Annotated in this window: 20 protein-coding genes; all 20 read left to right on the top strand. The window is 42.5% G+C overall.

Annotation, left to right across the window (positions count from 1 at the left end; genetic code table 11):
- The first annotated feature begins 2 nt into the window (after positions 1-2).
- The 20 genes from nrdR to alaS all read left to right on the top strand — a co-directional run bounded on the left by nrdR (position 3) and on the right by alaS (position 18,240).
- Complete coding sequence (nrdR, locus tag Q7P33_RS07680) at positions 3-485, top strand: transcriptional regulator NrdR (protein WP_303868979.1); 483 nt, start codon at positions 3-5, stop codon at positions 483-485.
- Positions 472-1,020: an NUDIX hydrolase gene (locus Q7P33_RS07675; protein WP_303868978.1), complete on the top strand. Its 549-nt coding sequence runs from the start codon at positions 472-474 to the stop codon at positions 1,018-1,020. The genes nrdR and Q7P33_RS07675 overlap by 14 nt, the downstream gene beginning before the upstream one ends.
- Before the next feature lie 212 nt (positions 1,021-1,232).
- Entirely contained in the window at positions 1,233-1,874 is a 642-nt protein-coding gene (locus Q7P33_RS07670; RefSeq protein WP_070371079.1) for a site-2 protease family protein, read from the top strand.
- Positions 1,875-1,876: 2 nt separating this feature from the next.
- On the top strand, positions 1,877-2,614 hold the full coding sequence (locus tag Q7P33_RS07665; RefSeq protein WP_303868974.1) for a ScpA family protein: 738 nt from the start codon (positions 1,877-1,879) through the stop codon (positions 2,612-2,614).
- Positions 2,604-3,254, top strand: a complete 651-nt coding sequence (scpB, locus tag Q7P33_RS07660; protein ID WP_303868972.1) for an SMC-Scp complex subunit ScpB — start codon at positions 2,604-2,606, stop codon at positions 3,252-3,254. The genes Q7P33_RS07665 and scpB overlap by 11 nt, the downstream gene beginning before the upstream one ends.
- A 14-nt stretch (positions 3,255-3,268) precedes the next feature.
- Positions 3,269-3,958 (top strand): pseudouridine synthase, encoded by a 690-nt coding sequence (locus tag Q7P33_RS07655; protein WP_303869031.1) that lies wholly within the window; start codon positions 3,269-3,271, stop codon positions 3,956-3,958.
- On the top strand, positions 3,955-4,353 hold the full coding sequence (locus Q7P33_RS07650) for a hypothetical protein (protein WP_303868970.1): 399 nt from the start codon (positions 3,955-3,957) through the stop codon (positions 4,351-4,353). Before Q7P33_RS07655 ends, Q7P33_RS07650 begins: the two co-directional genes overlap by 4 nt.
- Positions 4,343-4,924, top strand: a complete 582-nt coding sequence (locus Q7P33_RS07645; protein ID WP_303868969.1) for a class I SAM-dependent methyltransferase — start codon at positions 4,343-4,345, stop codon at positions 4,922-4,924. The genes Q7P33_RS07650 and Q7P33_RS07645 overlap by 11 nt, the downstream gene beginning before the upstream one ends.
- Before the next feature lie 2 nt (positions 4,925-4,926).
- Positions 4,927-5,829: a MurR/RpiR family transcriptional regulator gene (locus Q7P33_RS07640; protein ID WP_070371075.1), complete on the top strand. Its 903-nt coding sequence runs from the start codon at positions 4,927-4,929 to the stop codon at positions 5,827-5,829.
- 23 nt (positions 5,830-5,852) lie between these two features.
- Positions 5,853-7,088 carry an NAD(P)/FAD-dependent oxidoreductase gene (locus Q7P33_RS07635; protein WP_303868967.1) on the top strand — a complete coding sequence of 412 codons (1,236 nt, stop codon included), beginning with the start codon at positions 5,853-5,855 and terminating at the stop codon, positions 7,086-7,088.
- Between the two features lie 34 nt (positions 7,089-7,122).
- Complete coding sequence (cmk, locus tag Q7P33_RS07630; RefSeq protein WP_303868965.1) at positions 7,123-7,776, top strand: (d)CMP kinase; 654 nt, start codon at positions 7,123-7,125, stop codon at positions 7,774-7,776.
- Entirely contained in the window at positions 7,773-8,354 is a 582-nt protein-coding gene (locus tag Q7P33_RS07625) for a 1-acyl-sn-glycerol-3-phosphate acyltransferase (protein ID WP_303868963.1), read from the top strand. Before cmk ends, Q7P33_RS07625 begins: the two co-directional genes overlap by 4 nt.
- Positions 8,355-8,361: 7 nt before the next feature.
- On the top strand, positions 8,362-10,617 hold the full coding sequence (locus Q7P33_RS07620; RefSeq protein ID WP_303868961.1) for a bifunctional 4-hydroxy-3-methylbut-2-enyl diphosphate reductase/30S ribosomal protein S1: 2,256 nt from the start codon (positions 8,362-8,364) through the stop codon (positions 10,615-10,617).
- A 156-nt stretch (positions 10,618-10,773) separates the two neighbouring features.
- Positions 10,774-11,181: an Rrf2 family transcriptional regulator gene (locus Q7P33_RS07615; RefSeq protein ID WP_303868959.1), complete on the top strand. Its 408-nt coding sequence runs from the start codon at positions 10,774-10,776 to the stop codon at positions 11,179-11,181.
- A gap of 20 nt (positions 11,182-11,201) precedes the next feature.
- A complete protein-coding gene (gene nifS, locus Q7P33_RS07610) occupies positions 11,202-12,407 on the top strand; it encodes a cysteine desulfurase NifS (RefSeq protein WP_303868957.1) in 1,206 nt (401 codons plus the stop codon).
- 34 nt (positions 12,408-12,441) lie between these two features.
- Positions 12,442-12,822 (top strand): iron-sulfur cluster assembly scaffold protein, encoded by a 381-nt coding sequence (locus Q7P33_RS07605; RefSeq protein WP_070371069.1) that lies wholly within the window; start codon positions 12,442-12,444, stop codon positions 12,820-12,822.
- A 72-nt stretch (positions 12,823-12,894) separates the two neighbouring features.
- Positions 12,895-13,530 carry an acetolactate decarboxylase gene (locus Q7P33_RS07600; RefSeq protein ID WP_303868953.1) on the top strand — a complete coding sequence of 212 codons (636 nt, stop codon included), beginning with the start codon at positions 12,895-12,897 and terminating at the stop codon, positions 13,528-13,530.
- A 109-nt stretch (positions 13,531-13,639) separates the two neighbouring features.
- On the top strand, positions 13,640-14,167 hold the full coding sequence (locus Q7P33_RS07595) for a hypothetical protein (protein WP_148636606.1): 528 nt from the start codon (positions 13,640-13,642) through the stop codon (positions 14,165-14,167).
- Positions 14,167-15,240 carry an AI-2E family transporter gene (locus tag Q7P33_RS07590; RefSeq protein WP_303868949.1) on the top strand — a complete coding sequence of 358 codons (1,074 nt, stop codon included), beginning with the start codon at positions 14,167-14,169 and terminating at the stop codon, positions 15,238-15,240. Before Q7P33_RS07595 ends, Q7P33_RS07590 begins: the two co-directional genes overlap by 1 nt.
- Before the next feature lie 360 nt (positions 15,241-15,600).
- On the top strand, positions 15,601-18,240 hold the full coding sequence (alaS, locus tag Q7P33_RS07585; RefSeq protein WP_303868948.1) for an alanine--tRNA ligase: 2,640 nt from the start codon (positions 15,601-15,603) through the stop codon (positions 18,238-18,240).
- Position 18,241 lies beyond the last annotated feature (1 nt).

Raw genomic sequence — 18,241 nt, 5'->3', positions numbered from 1 at the left:
CGATGAAATGTCCGTATTGTGCGTTCGATGACAGTAAGGTGGTCGATTCTCGGCCATCTGAAGAAGGAACAATGATTCGCCGTCGCCGGGAATGCAACCGCTGTAATAAACGGTTTACCACCTACGAACGGATCGAGAACATTCCCCTGATTGTTGTTAAAAAAGGCGGTCAGCGAACTGCCTTCGACAAAAACAAAATATTTAATGGTATGATTAAGGCCTGTGAAAAACGACCGGTGCCCATTGATGCCATAAAAACAGTGGTTGATGATCTGGAACGGAGTCTCTATCAAAGTGAAATGAAAGAAGTGCCCTCTTCGTTGATCGGGGAACAGGTGATGGTTGCCTTAAAGAGTATGGATCAGGTCGCCTATGTCCGTTTTGCCTCAGTATATCGACAATTTAAGGATGTTGCTTCGTTTATGGATGAACTGGAACGATTGATTTCCGAAAAACAGACCGAGGGTGGACATGAAACAGTTTGAAAAAACCATAAAGAGCGACTCGATTTATGACGGCCGGATTGTTAAGTTACGGATTGATGAGGTTGAACTTCCAGACGGTAGTTTATCAAAACGTGAGATTGTTGAGCATCAGGGAGCAGTGGCCGTTTTGGCGGTTAAAAATGGCCAAATGCTTTTTGTAAAACAATATCGAATTGCCAGTCAGCAACTATTAACTGAAATACCGGCCGGTTTACTGGAAAACGGAGAAGATCCGGAAGCTGCAGCCATCCGGGAATGTCGCGAGGAAATTGGTTATCGGCCACTTAATCTTTTTAAGCTGGGCGAATTTATTCCGACGCCTGGTTATTGTACGGAGAAAATTACCCTATTTTGTGCTACGGAGTTTGTTTGGGATCCCCTGGAACAAGATCCCGATGAATATATTCGAGTTGTTAAAATTCCCGTCAAGACGGTGCGGACACTGTTTATCAACGGACAATTTATTGACGGCAAAACCGTGGCAGCACTGGGATATTATTTCACCATTGCCGCCAGAAGAATGATAGCAAAGTAATAATGTTCAATGAGGATAGATGGTTTATTTCGATGCAGAGCATTAGAATAAATCATCTATTTTGTATTATGCATCAGCGCTTTGACGTATCGGTTAAGCACCTAAGGGTGGAGCAGAAAAAAAGGGAAATTTGATTTGTCAACGCGGTAGCTAAAAAGGAGCGATTGTTTGAGTGAATCAAAGATACAATGTCAAATTATGAGGTAAGAATAATGTTTAATTTTACACCAGACTATTTTTATAATCTAATATTGAGCCTGCCAGGAATACTGATCGCCATCAGTTTTCATGAAATGGCCCACGGCTATGCCGCAGATTCTATGGGGGATCCGACCCCTAAAAATGCCGGACGATTAACCCTAAACCCGCTGAAACATATTGATCCGCTGGGATTTATTTCGATGCTGCTGTTTCGCTTTGGTTGGGCCAAACCGGTACCGGTTAATCCCGGAAATTTCAAAGATCGAAAGAAAGGAATGATTGTGGTATCGCTGTCGGGGGTGCTCACCAATCTGATTCTGGCATTTTTAGGAATGGCTGCCTATCTGGCAGTGGTTCCGCTTAATAATGAAGTGTTGATGCTGGTACTGCAGTATATTTATATTTATAATATTATGTTTGCGGTCTTTAATATTATTCCGATTCCACCACTGGATGGCTCCCAGATTCTGGTTTTATTTTTACCACCAAAGGCATTGATGACGTACTATAAATATCAACGCTATGGTATGATTGCAATTTTCGTCCTGGCGTTTACCGGGTTATTGGGATTGATTATTAATCCTGTTATTAATGGGATATCGAGCCTGTTTTTTGCGATATTACTGCCAATATTTAATCTGATCTGGTCCTGACGATGGCATATGCAGTTAGTCTGGAGACGTTTGAAGGGCCCCTGGATCTGCTAATCAATCTGATCCAGAAAAATAAGATCGATATTTGTGATATTCCCATTGCTGAGATTACCAACCAGTATTTATTACAAATTCGCAGCTGGCAGGACATGGATATGGATGTTGCCAGCGAATTCATTATCATGGCGGCTAGATTGCTGGAGATCAAGGCGAAGGCATTACTGCCAAAAACCGAGACCGAGCAGGAAGATGCCGAAGATCTTCAGGCCAGACTGGTTCGTCAACTGGTGGAATATAAGGTCTTTAAAGAGATTAGTCGTTATTTTCAGTCACGGGAGCAAGAGGAGCTTTGCGCCATTTATCGCGATCCGGAGTACATTCCACAAAATGCGGAAGCGGCTCCGCTTGTTATTGATCCCTACGCCCTGGAACAGTGCTTTAAACGGCTGTTGTTTCAGAAGGAAGAAGAGAGTGAGGCGATTGCACCGCCGCAGAAGATCATTCGGGAGTTATTCAGTATAGAAGAAAAAATTGCTGAAATAACGGAGATTCTGGTTCAGGCTGGCGATGACGGAGTCAGCTTTTCAGAGCTACTTCATCCAGATATTTCTCGGGAGGAAGTGGTGGTAACCCTGCTATCACTGCTGGAGATGGTTAAAACCAGCGGGCTTAGATTGCTTCAAAATCGGGTATTTATTGATTTTCAAATTCATAGGGAGGTGGAGGAGAATGAACAGTGATGAATTGGCCGGCGTCATCGAAGGGATTCTGTTCGGCGCTGGTGATGGGGTATCGATGTCGGAACTGTGTCGATGTCTGGATAAACCAGTAGCGGAAGTGCAGTTTGCGATGGAGATTCTTAAACAGGATTATCAATCGCAGGCCAGAGGCATTCGTCTGGTTCAAATAAAGGATACCTATCAGCTTTCCACAAAACCGGAATACTATGCGTACATCAAAGACATTACCCGCCAGCAGGAAAAAACCGGTTTATCCCGGGCGGCTCTGGAAACCCTGGCAATTATTGCCTACCGTCAACCGGTTACTCGGCTGGCCGTTGATGATCTCAGAGGAGTCAGCTCCAGCAGTGCCATTCAACGTTTGCTGGATCGGGGGTTGATTTGTGATGGTGGCCGTCTGGAAGCACCGGGTCGACCGATTCTTTATAAAACGACCAACGCCTTTTTAAAGACCATGGGCTTAAGCAGTTTAAAAGAAATGCCGGAGTTTGAGGTTTTTTCCCAGGGCAAACAGGAAAGTTTTGATTTGGAACTGTTAAAGACCAAAACGCAAGACTCAGCCGATTCCAGTGAAGCGGTGCTGGCTGGGATGCTGGAAAAAACCATGGGCGATGCCCGGATTTTGGAGGCGGCCCAGTGAGAATTCAAAAATACATGGCGCAATGCGGGGTAGCATCCCGGAGAAAATCTGAAGAATTGATCAAGGAGGGTCTGGTTCAGGTTAATGGGATCACGATTCGTGAACCGGGTTTCCTGGTTGAACCGGAACACGATGACATTATCGTTGCCGGAACACGACTGAGTACAGCTGAAAAAATTTATGTAATGATTAATAAACCCAAAGGGGTTTTATCGACTTCAGAGGATACGCATGGTCGTCAACGGGTGCTGGATCTGGTGCCGATAAAAGAACGGCTTTACACCGTCGGACGTCTGGACATGGATACCGAAGGTCTATTGCTGCTGACGAATGACGGAGATCTGACATTTCGGTTGACTCACCCCAGTCATGAGTTTGTCAAAACCTATATTGGTCTGGTTAAAGGCTGTCCTGACAAAAGCAGTTTGGAAGCCTTCCGTCACGGCATCGATATCGAGGATTACCACACCGCCCCGGCAGCCGTCAAGGTACTCAAAGTGAATCCACAGACCAGTCTGCTGGAAATGCAGATTCACGAAGGAAAAAAACGACAGATCCGGAAAATGTGCGCAGTTATCGGTCACCCAGTCATTGACTTAAAACGGGTAGCTGTTGGTAAGCTGACCTTGGGAAATCTAAAACCCGGGGAGTGGCGGTATTTAAATCATAACGAAATTACGTATTTAAAAGGAGCAAACGAATGATAAAAATAGGATTTCCAAGAGCGTTTAGTCAAATTCAGGCACTGTTTCCAGAAAAAGAAAAAGAACGGGATCTATATATCGTGGCGGAGGACACGGCCAAGTCTGAAGTTTTGGGAGCGATTCGTTTTTTTTATGGTGAAGAACAGGTCGATATTTACGAGATGATTATGATCTATCAGGGTGATCAGATGATGGCAGTATTTGATGGTATTATTCGAACCTTGCTTTATAAAATGGCTGAAGAAGGTTGTACAACCCTGTCGGTACAGGGGGCAACAGGCGAATTTGCTGCATACTTCAAAGATCATGAATTAACAGAAGAAGGGGAAATACTGTTCCATCACGATTTCGTTGGAGAGTTTTTCAAGCCTTGTGCCGGTTGCAGTGAAAAATAAGCCATTGCGTGTCACTGACCTTGCTTGGGAATTTTTGAGACCGGTACTTGAACCCGGAGACATTGCGGTTGATGCCACAGCTGGAACCGGACAGGATACGCTGTTTTTGCGGCAATGTGTGGGTGAAAACGGCCGGGTTTTTGCTTTTGATATTCAGACGGTTGCACTGCAACAGACTAAAATTTTGCTGGGTAGTAGCAGATCTGTAGACAACGTGACGCTAGTATGTGATAGTCACGAATTTATAATACCACGACTAGCCGAAGCGGGGGTTGGCGGGCAGGCCGTGAAAGCGGTTATGTTTAATCTCGGCTATTTTCCTGGCGGTGATCCAGCCATTATTACAAAAGTCGAAACAACGATCAAAGCACTTAATAGTACATTGCGACTATTGTCGTCTGGTGGAATGGTGACCATTTGCCTTTATCCGGGGCATCCCGGAGGATTCGAAGAAGCTCAGGCGGTGATTGCCTGGTGTGAAATGTTGGAAGCTCCTTTTGTGGCCCATCATTTTCAAACATTGAATCGAAAATCTCCGCCAACATTAATCATCATCCAGAGAACGAGGTAAAAATGAAAGACGTTTCAAGTGTAAAAGAAAGCCGGGATATTTTTTCAGCTATTAAGAAGCGCTATCCAAAGCTCAGCAAGTCCCATAAATTAATTGCTGACTTTATGCTGAGTCATTATGAAAATGCGGCTGAAATGTCGGCGGTATCAGTGGCTAAAAGTGTTGGTGTTAGTGAAGCAACCGTGGTTCGTTTTTCAGTAACTCTGGGTTATGAAGGTTATCCGGAATTTCGTCGGGCGATAAAAAATGAAATCAACAGCAAGCTGACGACCATTGAGCGGATCGATATGACCTTGCGAAATGAGCAAAAAGAAAAAGCCTTACAGGAAACCGTGCAAAATGTTTTAAAGTCAGATCTATCAAATATCAACGCCACCTTTGAGGAGTTTGACTATGAAATTTTCAAGTCCTGTATTGATCTGATTCTGGATGCCCGAAAAGTGATTATCATCGGCTTTCGGACGACGACCCTGCTAACTGAGCATCTGGGTTATTATCTTAATCTGATTCTTGATAATGTGCGGGTGGTTAATTATGGGGTGTCCGATATCTATGAGCATTTGATCCGGGTGAATGAAGAAGATGTGGTCATTGCCATCAGTTTTCCCCGCTATGCCCAAAAAACTTATGAGGCGGTTGAATTTTTAAAAAACAAAGGGGTAAAAATCATTACGATTTCAGATAATGAGAATGCACCGATCAATGTTTTTACCCAACATCGGCTGATTGCTAAAAGCAATGTTTACTCGTTTGTTGACTCACTAGTGGCACCGCTATCACTCATCAATGCCCTGGTGATTTCGGTGGGACTTAGAAATATTGGCAAAACCAGAGAGACCTTTAATGAACTTGAAGAAATTTGGCGAGAGCATTATATCTATACGGGCGATGAATTGGAAAAATAGTTCAGGAAAGGAAAAAATAATCAATGAGTAGGATAGCAGTAATTGGCGGAGGCCCCGGCGGCATGATGGCGGCGGTGGCAGCGGCCGAAAAAGAGCATCTGGTTGATTTGTACGATAGCAATGAAAAACTGGGAAAAAAACTTTATATCACCGGAAAAGGTCGCTGTAATCTGACGAACGCTGTTGATATTGGCGACTATTTTGACAGCATTGTTCACAATCACAGTTTTATGTACAGCGCCTTATATTCATATACCAATGTGGATTTCATGACCTTTCTTGAAAAAAATGGGGTACCCTTAAAAATTGAGCGGGGCGATCGGGTTTTTCCGGTTTCGGATAAATCAAGCGATGTCATCAGTGGCTTTAAGACGGCATTAAAATACAACCGTTGCCAGATTTATTTAAATACCAGAATAATCGATCTGTTAATTACGAATAATACCGTCAATGGAATTGTGTTGGAAAACGGTGAAACCCGAAGTTATGATGCAGTAATTCTGGCAACGGGTGGCAAGAGTTATCCGTCCACCGGATCAGACGGTAATTTTTTTCAAATCTTGGAAAAAAGCGGGCATCAGATCACACCGTTGTCTCCAGGGTTGGTGCCAATTAATACCAAAGAAGATTGGCCTCGGGATCTGCAGGGGCTGTCACTAAAAAACGTGGCTTTAACCCTATATAAAAAAACACCAAAGGGACAAAAAAAGGTCAAATCAATGCTGGGTGAGATGCTGTTCACTCATTTTGGAATATCGGGGCCGCTGGTTTTATCGCTGAGTTCTTACCTGATGGGGAATACCAAAGATTATCGTCTGGAATTGGATTTAAAACCGGCGTTAAGTATTGATCAAATGGATGCCCGGATTCAACGGGATTTCCTTAAATATCAAAACAAGATTTTTGGGAATGCTTTGGGGGATTTGTTGCCATCGAAAATGATTCCCGTCATGGTAGCCTTGTCGGGGATTGATCCGGACGTCAAGGTTAACCAGATCACCAAAGAGCAGCGACAAAAGCTGGTGGCGTGCTTTAAACAGTTAAGGCTTAGTATTGCTGGACTGCGGGATTTTAACGAAGCCATTATTACGGTTGGCGGTGTGAACGTAAAAGAAGTGGATCCGGGAACGATGGAATCAAAAAAGATTAAAAATCTTTATATCACTGGAGAGATGCTCGATGTCGATGCCCTGACCGGTGGTTATAATATTCAAATTGCTGTTTCCACCGGCTGGCTGGCTGGAAACGCAGTTAACTAGTTTTTTTATGAAGAATTGGAAGAGGGAGAGTAAGATGCAAATTGCCATTGACGGACCTGCTGGTGCAGGAAAAAGTACGATCGCAAAAAAAATAGCTGCCGCTTATAAAATGACCTATCTGGATACGGGAGCCATGTATCGGTGTGTTGCCCATTGCGTTTTGAGTCAGCTCGGTGATCGTTTTGATAACGAGGATGATATTATAAAAATTGCCCGATCGACTGTGATTCGCTTTGAGGGGAATCAGGTGTTTTGTAATGATAAAGATGTTACCCAGGAAATACGGACGCCCCTGGTTTCACGCCATACTTCCGACGTGGCCAGAATCAAAGCGGTTCGGGATCTGATGGTTAGTCAACAACGGGAGTATGCCAAAGATCATGAGGTGGTCATGGATGGCAGAGACATCGGTTCAGTAGTCTTACCGGATGCGGAAGTTAAGTTTTTTCTTGATGCCAATGTTCTGGAACGGGCAAAACGCAGAAAAATTGAATTGGATGAAAAAGGAAATGGTAAAGCTCTGGCAGACATAAAAAGCGACATCGAGAATCGCGACACGAATGATCGCAATCGATCAGAAGGGCCATTAGTGAAGGTTACCGATGCCATTGTCGTTGACACCACCGGGAAAAGTATCGAAGAAGTTTTCCAGGAAATGAAATCCTATATTGATGAGGTTTGCCGATGATTTATAAAATTGGCCGATTTTTAACCTATCTGCTGAGCTTGATTCTTTTTCGGATCACCATTACCGGTAAGGAGAACATCCCGGAGAGCGGTGGTGCACTGATCTGCCCCAATCACATCAGTAATATTGATCCAGTCGTGATTTCCTTTACGACCCGCCGGGAAATTCATTATATGGCCAAGGCGGAGCTGTTTAAAAATCCGTTATTGAGCTGGTTTTTCAAAAAAGTCAATGCCTTTCCGGTTAATCGCGAAAAGGTTGGGGTAGAAACCATTAAGACTTCATTAAAGATTCTCAAGGAAGACAAGGTTCTGGGAATTTTTCCGGAAGGGCATCGGGTTAACCCGGATGATCGAACCCCGCCCGCCAGTGGTTTTGTCGTCTTTGCGATCAAAACAAAATCACCGATTATTCCGGTACGCATCAAAGGACGATACCGGTTCAGAAGCAAAATCGAAATTATTATTGGCCAGCCCGTTTATCTGGAAGAATACTATGGAAAAAAACTGACTGATGAAGAAACCCGGCAATTAAGTGAGAAAATTATGGATACTGTTTATGGATTGGAATTAACTTGAGGTTAACATGGAAATAATTATAGCCGACAAGGCTGGTTATTGTTTTGGTATCGAAAATGCCATGAAAATGGTTCAGGATACGCTTGAATCGAGTCAGGAAAGAATATATACATTAGGCCCCATCAGCCACAACCGCCAGGAAACCAACCGTCTGGCCGATCAGGGCGTAACAATTATTGCAGACGAGGAAATTGCAAACATTGATAGCGGCTGTATTATTCTGCGCTCCCATGGGGTCGGTAAGAATGTTATTGAAGCGATTAAGGAAAAAGGACTTCCGATCATCAATGCTACCTGTCCTTTTGTTCGGGCGGTTCAAAAAAAAGTGGAAAGCCATGATGCGGTCGGGTATCAGATTGTTATTGTCGGAAATAAGGATCATCCGGAGGTAATTGGAGCCAACGGCTGGTGTCGGGAAAAAGCTTTAATAATTAATGATATAAATCAGTTGGAAAATATTGAAAGATATGATAGAATATGTATCGTGGCTCAGACCACCATCATCGAATCCAGATTCAATGAAATTTGTGATGCGATCCGGTCAAGAGTCAATGAAGTTGTTATATTTAATACTATTTGCAGTGCCACCGCTGAAAGACAAGCAGCGGCGGCAAAAACTGCAAAAGAAGTAGAATATATGATCGTAATCGGTGGATACCACAGTTCGAACACCCAAAAATTGGTGGATATCTGTAAATCCCATTGCGAAAAAACTTGTCACATAGAAACCATCCGGGACTTAGATCTCTCTGAGGTAATGAAATACCAAAAAATTGGTATTACGGCAGGGGCGTCAACACCGGATTGGATCGTTAAGGAGGTATTGGAAGGTATGGAAGAGCAAAACAAAATTGCTGAGGAAAACGTGGTCGTAGAAGTGGCGACTGAAGAACAGCCACCTGTTGTAGTTGAGGAAGTGGTGGAAACCATTGAAAAAGACGAATATGATGATGCTAATTTCGATTTCGCTGCTGAAATTGAAGAATCATTAAAAACAATTCGTCGAGGTGCTGAAATCGAAGGCGAAGTTATCCACATTGCTGAAGATGAAGTGATCTTAAACATTGGCTACAAAGCAGATGGTATCATCAAAAAGAATGATTTCACATGGAAAAGCGATGAGGTATTATCTGAACTTGTACAATTAGGAGACAAGGTTTGGTGTATCGTAACGGATTTAAATGAAGGTTCAGGAAATGTAAAACTTTCAAAAATCAAATATGATAACCGTCTCGTACAGAAACAGTTAAGTGATGCCTTTGATAATAAAACGATCTTAGAAGGAACAATCAAAGATATTTCTGGAAATGGTTTAATTGTTGATATCGGATTTACCGATATTTATATGCCAGCTTCACAATATCATGTTCGTTACGTTAAAGATTTGAACACCCTGATCGGCGAAAAAGTTAAAGGAATCATCATTGATTACAACCCCAAACGACGTCGTGCAATTCTTTCTCAAAAAATCATTCTGGAAAAAGATATGAAAGAACGTCGGGAACAAGTCAAAGAAATGAAAGACAAACGTTTTGATGAATTAAACGTGGATGATGTCGTTAAAGGTGTGGTTAAGACCATCACTAACTTCGGAATCTTTGTCGATCTTGATGGGATTGATGGTTTTGTTCATCGGTCAGATCTGACTTGGGAAAAAATTAACGAGCCGAAAGATATTGTTGAAAAAGGCCAGGAAATTGAAGCCAAGGTTATCGCTAAAAACGATGAGGACAAAAAAATCAAATTAAGCGTTAAAGCCTTAATGGATCGTCCATGGGATGATTTCATTGCTAAATATAATGTTGATGATGAAGTAGAAGTTACCATCACAAACATTTTAGATTTTGGTGCTTTTGCTGAAGTGATTCCAGGTGTTGAAGGCTTAATTCACGTTTCTGAAATCAGCTACAATCGAGTTGAATCGGTTGCTTCAGTATTAAATACTGGTGATGTGTTAAAAGTAAAAATTATCGGTATTAATCCTGAAAAAGAAAAAATCAGCTTAAGTAAAAAGGCAACTGAAGAAGCGCCTGCTCGTCCGGCTCCAGCGCCACGAAGCAGTAACAGCAGTAATGCCAGTTCAGGTGATCGCGAAAGATCCAGCAATTATGGTGGTGGTGATAGAAATCGTCGACCACAACAAAACCATAGCAGCAACAATCGGAATAAAACAGTTTACGAAGAAACTGCTAATGTCACGCTTGGAGATTCATTCGGTAACCTATTCGATGGTCTTTTCGGAGACAGCGAAGACGATAAATAAGAATTCATTAATTAAAAGACCCAAACTCTGGTTTTCCAGAGTTTGGGTCTTTTTTAAAACTTTTTTTATTTACCTCTTGATAAATTTAAAATTCGTGCTATAATGACATTAAATCCCGGTGGAATACTCGGAAATAATCCAGGGAGGTGTTGACACTTGAGACTTTCGACAAAAGGACGATACGGTGTGCTTGCCATGGTGGAATTGGCACTCCAATTTGGAGATGGTCCGGTTTCAATTAAGGAAATCGCCGAAAAGCAAAATTTTTCAGATTCTTACATGGAACAGCTTTTCTCAACCTTAAAAAACGCCGGTCTGGTCAAAAGCATTAGAGGTGCTCGAGGTGGCTATGTATTAGCTCGGAATCCTAGTGACATTACTGTTGGTGAAATTATCAGAGCACTTGAAGGTCCGATCGAATTTGCAGAATGTATTGACGGCGGTGGGAAGCTTACCTGTGCTAAATCACCAGAGTGCGTGACCAGAGGGCTTTGGAAAGATATTAGTGACAGTATCAGTAATGTCATAGACAATCGCTCATTACAGGACTTATTAAGCAAATAAATAAGAAAGAGGTAATTGTTATGAAACGAATATATTTAGATCATGCCGCAACAACGCCAGTTGATCCGACCGTTGTTGAAGCCATGTTGCCATTTTTTACCGAATATTTTGGAAATCCTTCTTCCGTTTACACAGAAGGCCGTGGTGTTAAAAAAAGCATTGAAGCAGCACGGCTTCAGATTGCCAAAGCCATCAACGCTGATCCACGGGAAATTTACTTTACCGGAAGTGGATCAGAAGCGGATAATTGGGCCATCAAAGGGATTGCCATGAAAAACCAGGCAAAGGGAAAACACATTATTACGTCTAACATCGAGCATCATGCGGTGCTTCATACCTGTGAGTATCTTGAAAAGCAGGGCTTTGAAGTCACCTATTTGCCAGTTGACGAATATGGCTTGATCTCGTTGGATGATTTACGGAATGCCATCCGCAAAGACACAATTCTGGTGACAATCATGTTTGCCAACAATGAAATTGGAACCATCGAACCGATCAAAGAAATTGGTGAGATTGTCAAAGAAAAAGGAATTATTTTTCATACCGATGCGGTTCAAGCTTTGGGGAACATCCCGGTTGATGTAAAGGATTTAAACGTTGATTTATTGTCAATATCGGCGCACAAAATATATGGCCCCAAAGGGATCGGCGCTTTATTTATTCGAAAAGGGGTGCCCATCGATAACTTAATCCATGGTGGGGCTCAGGAGCGAAAAAAAAGAGCTGGGACAGAAAATACCGCCGAAATTGTGGCCTTTGGTAAAGCCGCGGAAATGGCCACTGAACAGCTTGAAGAAAATGCTGCTCATATGAAAAAGCTTAGAGATTTGCTGATTAAAGGGGTCATGGATAAAATTCCGCAGGTTCGTTTAAATGGTCATCCGGAAAAACGGTTGCCTGGAAATGTGAATTTCTGTTTTGATTATATCGAAGGAGAATCGATCCTACTTAGTTTGGATATCATTGGTGTGGCTGGATCCAGTGGGTCAGCTTGTACATCGGGTTCTCTGGATCCGTCTCATGTGTTGCTGGCGATTGGCTTACCGGCGGGAGTTGCCCATGGATCGTTGCGCCTCACGATTGGCAAACACACAACTGAAGAAGATATTAACTATGTGGTTGAAAATCTAATCCAGATTATTGAGCGTTTACGAAAAATGTCTCCAATCAATGCCGATTGTCCGATTGATGATGCGGTCTTTGATAAAGCCGACCATCATCATTAAAAATAAAATAAAATATAAACAAGGAGAAAATAAAATGGAATATACAGATGTAGTAATGGAGAATTTTACCTGTCCCAAACACGTGGGCGAAATTGAAGGCGCAAATGGTATTGGTCAGGTTGGAAGTCCAGCCTGCGGCGATATCATGAAGATTTTTTTAAAAATTAACGATGACGGTATCATCGAGGATGCTTCTTTTAAAACCTTTGGCTGTGGTGCAGCAGTAGCCAGTAGTAGTATGGCAACGGATATGATCATTGGTAAGAGCATTGAAGAAGCAGGAAAATTTAAAAACTCGGATGTTGTTGATGCGTTAGGCGGATTGCCAGCTGAAAAAATTCACTGTTCAGTGCTGGCAGCTGAGGCGATTCAGGCTGCGATTGAAGACTATCACAATAAAAAAGCACAACAATAGTCATAAAGACGACAAAGACGCAGTTTCTGTTACTGGAGACTGCGTCTTTTTTTGAAAGATGGGGGATTTCTCATGAGGAATAATAAACTATTTCAGGTTTCAACGCTGACGGCTTTTCAAAACAAAGGATATGATGGAATAATCTCGATAAAAAAGATGTTAACCTTTGGTGATACCGGATTTGGGACGTTTGATAAACTCAATGGTGAAATGATTATTATCGATGGCGTGGCATATCGTGCGTTAGGAGACTGTTCCGTTGAAGGTGCGATTTTGACAGACACAACACCATTTGCAACTCTGGGCGTTTTGGGAAAATGTGAGGGTCAAATATTGGAAATAAACGGCGACATGATTTGTGCTGCAAAAAAGCTTAATCATTATATTAACCATCCAGAGAAACCGATATTAGCCAGGATTTCAGGGGAATTTGAAAGCATTGAGATTCATGGGGTGTGGCCTCAGAAAAATCCGTATGAAGCACTGGAAAGAATTGTCAGTAATCAACCAGTACAAGTTCTAAAAAACATCAGCGGCTGCCTGGTAGGGATTTTTTGTCCGGCATCGGCTCAGGGTATGAACGTGGTGGGTTGGCACTTTCATTTTCTTTCTGATGATAAAAAAATCGGCGGCCATGTCAATACTTTTAGCGCAAGGCATCTCAAAGTAGCCTTTAATGTAAAAGACGAATTGGCTATTATTAAATAAAAGTTGCATTAGAGTATTCTTTTGTTTATAAATAAAGAAAAATCGACATTGCCATAAAAAAAGTAATAGGGTAAAATAAACACAATGACAAAAAAGAAAGGAACATCAAATGAAAGCGAACATTTTACTCAATGTGGTAGTTATTTCTCAAAATAATGGCCGACGACATGGACTGGTTAAGAGTCTGGTGGTGGTGGATCACGTTGTGAAATATCTGGTAATCAATCCCGGAGGGATTCTCTCCAAGGCTCAATTTTTCAAACCAGAAAACATTGTTGACGTCAATTACAAACGGATGGTGATTGAAAACGAAAAAGACATTATCAAAGTCAAAGGCAAAAAAGTGAAAGCTTATCTGGAAGAGGCTTTTCCACTGATGGATTATCAGGTGGTGGATATAAACGGGGAGGCTTTTGGGCATGTGGTCAACGCGACCATTGAAGACGACACATTTGCTATTACTGAGTATGAAATTTCGCGCAGTTTTTTTGATGACATCGATCATGGCTTTGCCATCATTCCGGCGACGGATCTGGTCTATAAGGATCAGGTGTTATATTATGAAAAAGAGATGTTCGATATCGGGTTTAAAAACCAGGGGACTGGCATTGCCAATAAATTGCTGGGGGTTAAATAATGGAAGATTCATCAAACAAAAAGAGATTGTTATTTCTTAACCTTGTTGTTGTAACCTTAATTGCAGCATTGTGCTTTTTTATCTGGCCAACGCTGGCAGGGATGTTTGCACCTTTCCTTTTTGCAATTGTGTTGGCTTATCTGCTTAATCCACTGGTCAGGATTCTTGAAAATAAAGGGATAAGTCGGGGCAGTTCGGTATTGATCGTTTTTTTTGCGGTTCTGGCACTGGTGATTGGGGCATTTATGAGTTTCATTCCCAGTTTGATTACCAATATTGCCAGTATGATCAAGAGCATTCCAAGCTTTGTAACCCAGATGCAGACCTATATAACCAATCTATCGGACTATGTTTCAAATTTCACCGGATACGACATTACTCAGTTTTTTAATCTTGAGCAGCTGTTGGGCAATGTCCTGCAGGGATTTGCAACAGCACTTCAGGGGATTTCGAATGCGCTGATTCAGAACAGTGGGCAGCTGATGAATATTATCATTGTTCCACTAGTGACCATTTTTCTGATGATCGATAAAGAATTCTTTATTAAGGGGATTATGTATCTGGTGCCACTACAGTATCGCAATAGTATGCTAAAAATGTGTTGTGACATTGATTTGGTCATTGGCGGTTTTATCAAGGGACAGGGTTTGACTTCGCTGATCGCGGGGATTGCCACCGGGATTGGAGCCTTTTTTCTGGGCCTCCCTTATGCCAGTGTTATCGGTGTAATCGCCGGGGTTACCACGATGGTGCCCTATTTTGGGCCGGCGGTGGGTACAATTGTGATTATGCTGCTGGTACTATTCACCAATCCAATGATGATAATTCCAATGTTGATTGTTATTGGCGTAGTTCAGGTAGTGTGCGGCAATTTTCTGGCACCAGCCCTGATGTCAGGCAATGTGGGTCTTCATCCGGTATTTATTATTTTCTCGATCTTCTTTTTCGGCGCCATGTTTGGCGGCGTCGGGATGATTATGGCGGTGCCAATGGCAGGTACGATTAAGGTAATTGGTGGTTATATTATTTCCTTATTTGCCTCAAAAGACGTCGCGGATCTAAAAAAGGATTGACATTTAAATATGAAATTAATATAATCATCTTCATAGGTTAATATTAAAATGCGTTGAGAACGATGGCTTTAAAAATAACGATTGCAGAGAGAGAGACGGGGCTGAAAGTCTTTTATGGTTAGTTTAGAGTTGCCCCGTTTGAGCAACTGAAATGAACGTTTGAATGATTTTTTCAACCAGTATTTTCAGTCGGGAAACCGTTATTTGTAAAGTGAGTTGCTAATGATTTTGCAGCTAATTTGGGTGGTACCGCGGATTAAACCGTCCCTTGCAGACTTGCAGGGGATTTTTTTGTTTTACAAACACCGGAATGCAGTAAATGCTTTTAATTAGAAAATCAAAATTTGAATAGGAGAAAAAATGAAACCATTAGGATTAAATGAAATTAGAGAAAAATATCTGGCGTTTTTTGAAGAAAAGGGACATCTGCGATTAAACAGTTTTCCGTTAGTTCCCATTAATGACAAGAGTTTGCTACTGATCAACTCGGGGATGGCACCGCTGAAACCTTATTTTACCGGCGACGAAATCCCGCCCCGAAATCGGGTCACGACCTGTCAAAAGTGTATTCGTACCCCGGACATCGAAAATGTCGGTAAAACAGCAAGACATGGTACTTTTTTTGAAATGCTGGGAAACTTTTCCTTTGGCGATTATTTTAAAAAAGAAGCGATTCCATGGGCATGGGAATTCTGTACCAAGGTGATGGAAATACCGGAAGATAAGATTTGGATTACTATTTATCTGGATGATGATGAAGCCTTTAAAATCTGGAATGAAGACGTCGGCATTCCCAAAGAAAAGATTGTCCGGATGGGAAAAGAGGATAATTTCTGGGAGCATGGTTTAGGACCCTGTGGCCCCTGCTCCGAGCTTTATTTTGATCGTGGCGAAGAATTCGGCTGTGACAGTCCTACCTGCGGGGTTGGCTGTGATTGCGACCGTTATGTCGAGTTCTGGAACCTGGTATTCACCCAGTTTGATAAAGATGAAGCGGGCAACTATAATCCTCTGCCCAAGCCCAATATTGATACCGGCATGGGATTGGAACGTTTGGCCGTCGTGATGCAGGGTGTCGGAACGATTTTTGAAATAGATACGGTTGGCCACGTGCTTAACTATATTTGTAAAAAGGCCGGGGTAGCTTATGGCGATGACCCTCAGGATGATATTTCAATCCGGGTTATTACTGACCATATCCGTAGTGTCACCTTTATGATAGCGGATGGCGTCATGCCAGGAAATGAAGGCCGGGGATATGTATTGCGACGGTTGCTGCGTCGGGCTGTCCGTCACGGGAAATTACTGGGAATCAAGGATCTTTTCCTATATGATGTAGCCAAGGAAGCGATACGGGTTTCTGAAGGTGCTTATCCGGAACTTAGAGAAAAACAGGACTTTATTCAAAAATTGATCCGAATTGAAGAAGAACGCTTTAAAGAAACCATCGATCAAGGTTTAGTGATTCTTGAAAAAGAGATTGACAAAATCATCCAGTTGGAAGAATCTGTTTTTCCAGGTCAGGCTGCCTTTAAACTCTATGATACCTATGGCTTCCCCTTTGATCTGACCAAAGAGATTATTATGGAACGGGGACTTAATATTTTTGAGTCCGAGTTTGAAAAAGAAATGCAGGTTCAGCGGGAACGGGCTCGCCAGGATCGCCTCAATAGCGATTTAGCCGTATGGGCGGACGATCCTTTCAATCCTCTGGGTTCGGATGCGGTTAATACTTTTGTCGGCTATGATAATCTGGAAGCCGAAGGAACTATCTTAGGACTCTATGTCAATGAAACCCTGGTGGATGAAGCCAAGGCTGGTGATGAGGTGTTGGTGTTACTGGATCAGACATCGTTTTACGCTGAAAGTGGGGGACAAACCGGCGATCATGGCGTGATTCAAAAAGGCGATGGTTTAATTGAAATCCGTGACTGTAAAAAAGGCAGTCTGAGTCGCCATATTCACTCCGGTATCGTTAAATCAGGAACCTTTAAGGTTGGCGAAAGCGTCATTACCGAGGTCAATAAAGAATTAAGAGATGCGGTACAGCGTAACCATACATCCACCCACTTAATGCATAAAGCTTTAAGACGGGTATTAGGCGATCATGTTGAACAAGCAGGTTCTTATGTATCACCGGATCGTTTACGTTTTGACTTCAATCATTTCCAGGCGATGACCCGGGATGAAAAACGGCAAGTGGAAGATATTGTTAATACTGCCGTTTTAGCAGCTTACGATGTTTCGATTTTTGAAACCAATATTGACAAAGCCAAAGAATTAGGGGCAACGGCGCTGTTTGGTGAGAAGTATGGTGAAATTGTCCGGGTTGTCAAGGTTGGTGATTTCAGTACCGAACTTTGCGGCGGTTGCCATATCAGTAACTCGGCCAAGGTTGGGATGTTTAAAATCATCAGTGAAGGTGGTGTAGCAGCCGGTGTCCGACGAATTGAAGCAGCAACCGGTTTTAACGCCTGGCATCTGGTGGAAAAAATGGATGATACCCTGATTGAGGTATCCAACCTGATGAAAACCAATCCCGATCAATTGTTGGAAAAAGTAACTGAACTGTCTGAAATCAACAAACAGAAGGAACGTACCATTGCTGAACTAAAACAAAAATTTGCCGGCAATGCGATTATGGACATCCATCAGAAAATGGTGATCATTAGCGGCGTTCAAGTGACCATTGCCGAAGTGGAAAAAATGCCCATGGAGGAACTGCGAACGATCGGCGATCTACTAAAAGATCGAATGGGTTCCGGGGTTGTTTTATTGGGCAGTGCCCTGGATGGTAAGGTTAATTTTGTTGCAACAGCAACTCCGGATATCGTCAAACGTGGCTTCCATGCCGGCAAAGTTATTAAAGAAGTGGCGACGATAGCCGGCGGAGGTGGTGGCGGACGTCCAGATATGGCGCAAGCTGGGGGGAAACTTCCAGAAAAACTGGCAGAATCTCTGTTAAAGGGTGAGGCCTGCATTCGGGAACAGTTGAATTAAT

Source organism: Acetobacterium wieringae (genome assembly GCF_026646375.1).
Classification (GTDB): Bacteria; Bacillota; Clostridia; order Eubacteriales; family Eubacteriaceae; genus Acetobacterium; species Acetobacterium wieringae_A.
The sequence above is the reverse complement of the archived record's forward strand: the minus strand, read 5'-3'. Positions and strand labels throughout refer to the sequence as shown.

Coding starts and splice junctions, on each gene's coding strand:
- nrdR (WP_303868979.1), top strand. CDS start 3: ATGAAATGTCCGTATTGTGCGTTCGATGACAGTAAGGTGGTCGATTCT.
- Q7P33_RS07675 (WP_303868978.1), top strand. CDS start 472: ATGAAACAGTTTGAAAAAACCATAAAGAGCGACTCGATTTATGACGGC.
- Q7P33_RS07670 (WP_070371079.1), top strand. CDS start 1,233: ATGTTTAATTTTACACCAGACTATTTTTATAATCTAATATTGAGCCTG.
- Q7P33_RS07665 (WP_303868974.1), top strand. CDS start 1,877: ATGGCATATGCAGTTAGTCTGGAGACGTTTGAAGGGCCCCTGGATCTG.
- scpB (WP_303868972.1), top strand. CDS start 2,604: ATGAACAGTGATGAATTGGCCGGCGTCATCGAAGGGATTCTGTTCGGC.
- Q7P33_RS07655 (WP_303869031.1), top strand. CDS start 3,269: ATGGCGCAATGCGGGGTAGCATCCCGGAGAAAATCTGAAGAATTGATC.
- Q7P33_RS07650 (WP_303868970.1), top strand. CDS start 3,955: ATGATAAAAATAGGATTTCCAAGAGCGTTTAGTCAAATTCAGGCACTG.
- Q7P33_RS07640 (WP_070371075.1), top strand. CDS start 4,927: ATGAAAGACGTTTCAAGTGTAAAAGAAAGCCGGGATATTTTTTCAGCT.
- Q7P33_RS07635 (WP_303868967.1), top strand. CDS start 5,853: ATGAGTAGGATAGCAGTAATTGGCGGAGGCCCCGGCGGCATGATGGCG.
- cmk (WP_303868965.1), top strand. CDS start 7,123: ATGCAAATTGCCATTGACGGACCTGCTGGTGCAGGAAAAAGTACGATC.
- Q7P33_RS07625 (WP_303868963.1), top strand. CDS start 7,773: ATGATTTATAAAATTGGCCGATTTTTAACCTATCTGCTGAGCTTGATT.
- Q7P33_RS07620 (WP_303868961.1), top strand. CDS start 8,362: ATGGAAATAATTATAGCCGACAAGGCTGGTTATTGTTTTGGTATCGAA.
- nifS (WP_303868957.1), top strand. CDS start 11,202: ATGAAACGAATATATTTAGATCATGCCGCAACAACGCCAGTTGATCCG.
- Q7P33_RS07605 (WP_070371069.1), top strand. CDS start 12,442: ATGGAATATACAGATGTAGTAATGGAGAATTTTACCTGTCCCAAACAC.
- Q7P33_RS07600 (WP_303868953.1), top strand. CDS start 12,895: ATGAGGAATAATAAACTATTTCAGGTTTCAACGCTGACGGCTTTTCAA.
- Q7P33_RS07595 (WP_148636606.1), top strand. CDS start 13,640: ATGAAAGCGAACATTTTACTCAATGTGGTAGTTATTTCTCAAAATAAT.
- Q7P33_RS07590 (WP_303868949.1), top strand. CDS start 14,167: ATGGAAGATTCATCAAACAAAAAGAGATTGTTATTTCTTAACCTTGTT.
- alaS (WP_303868948.1), top strand. CDS start 15,601: ATGAAACCATTAGGATTAAATGAAATTAGAGAAAAATATCTGGCGTTT.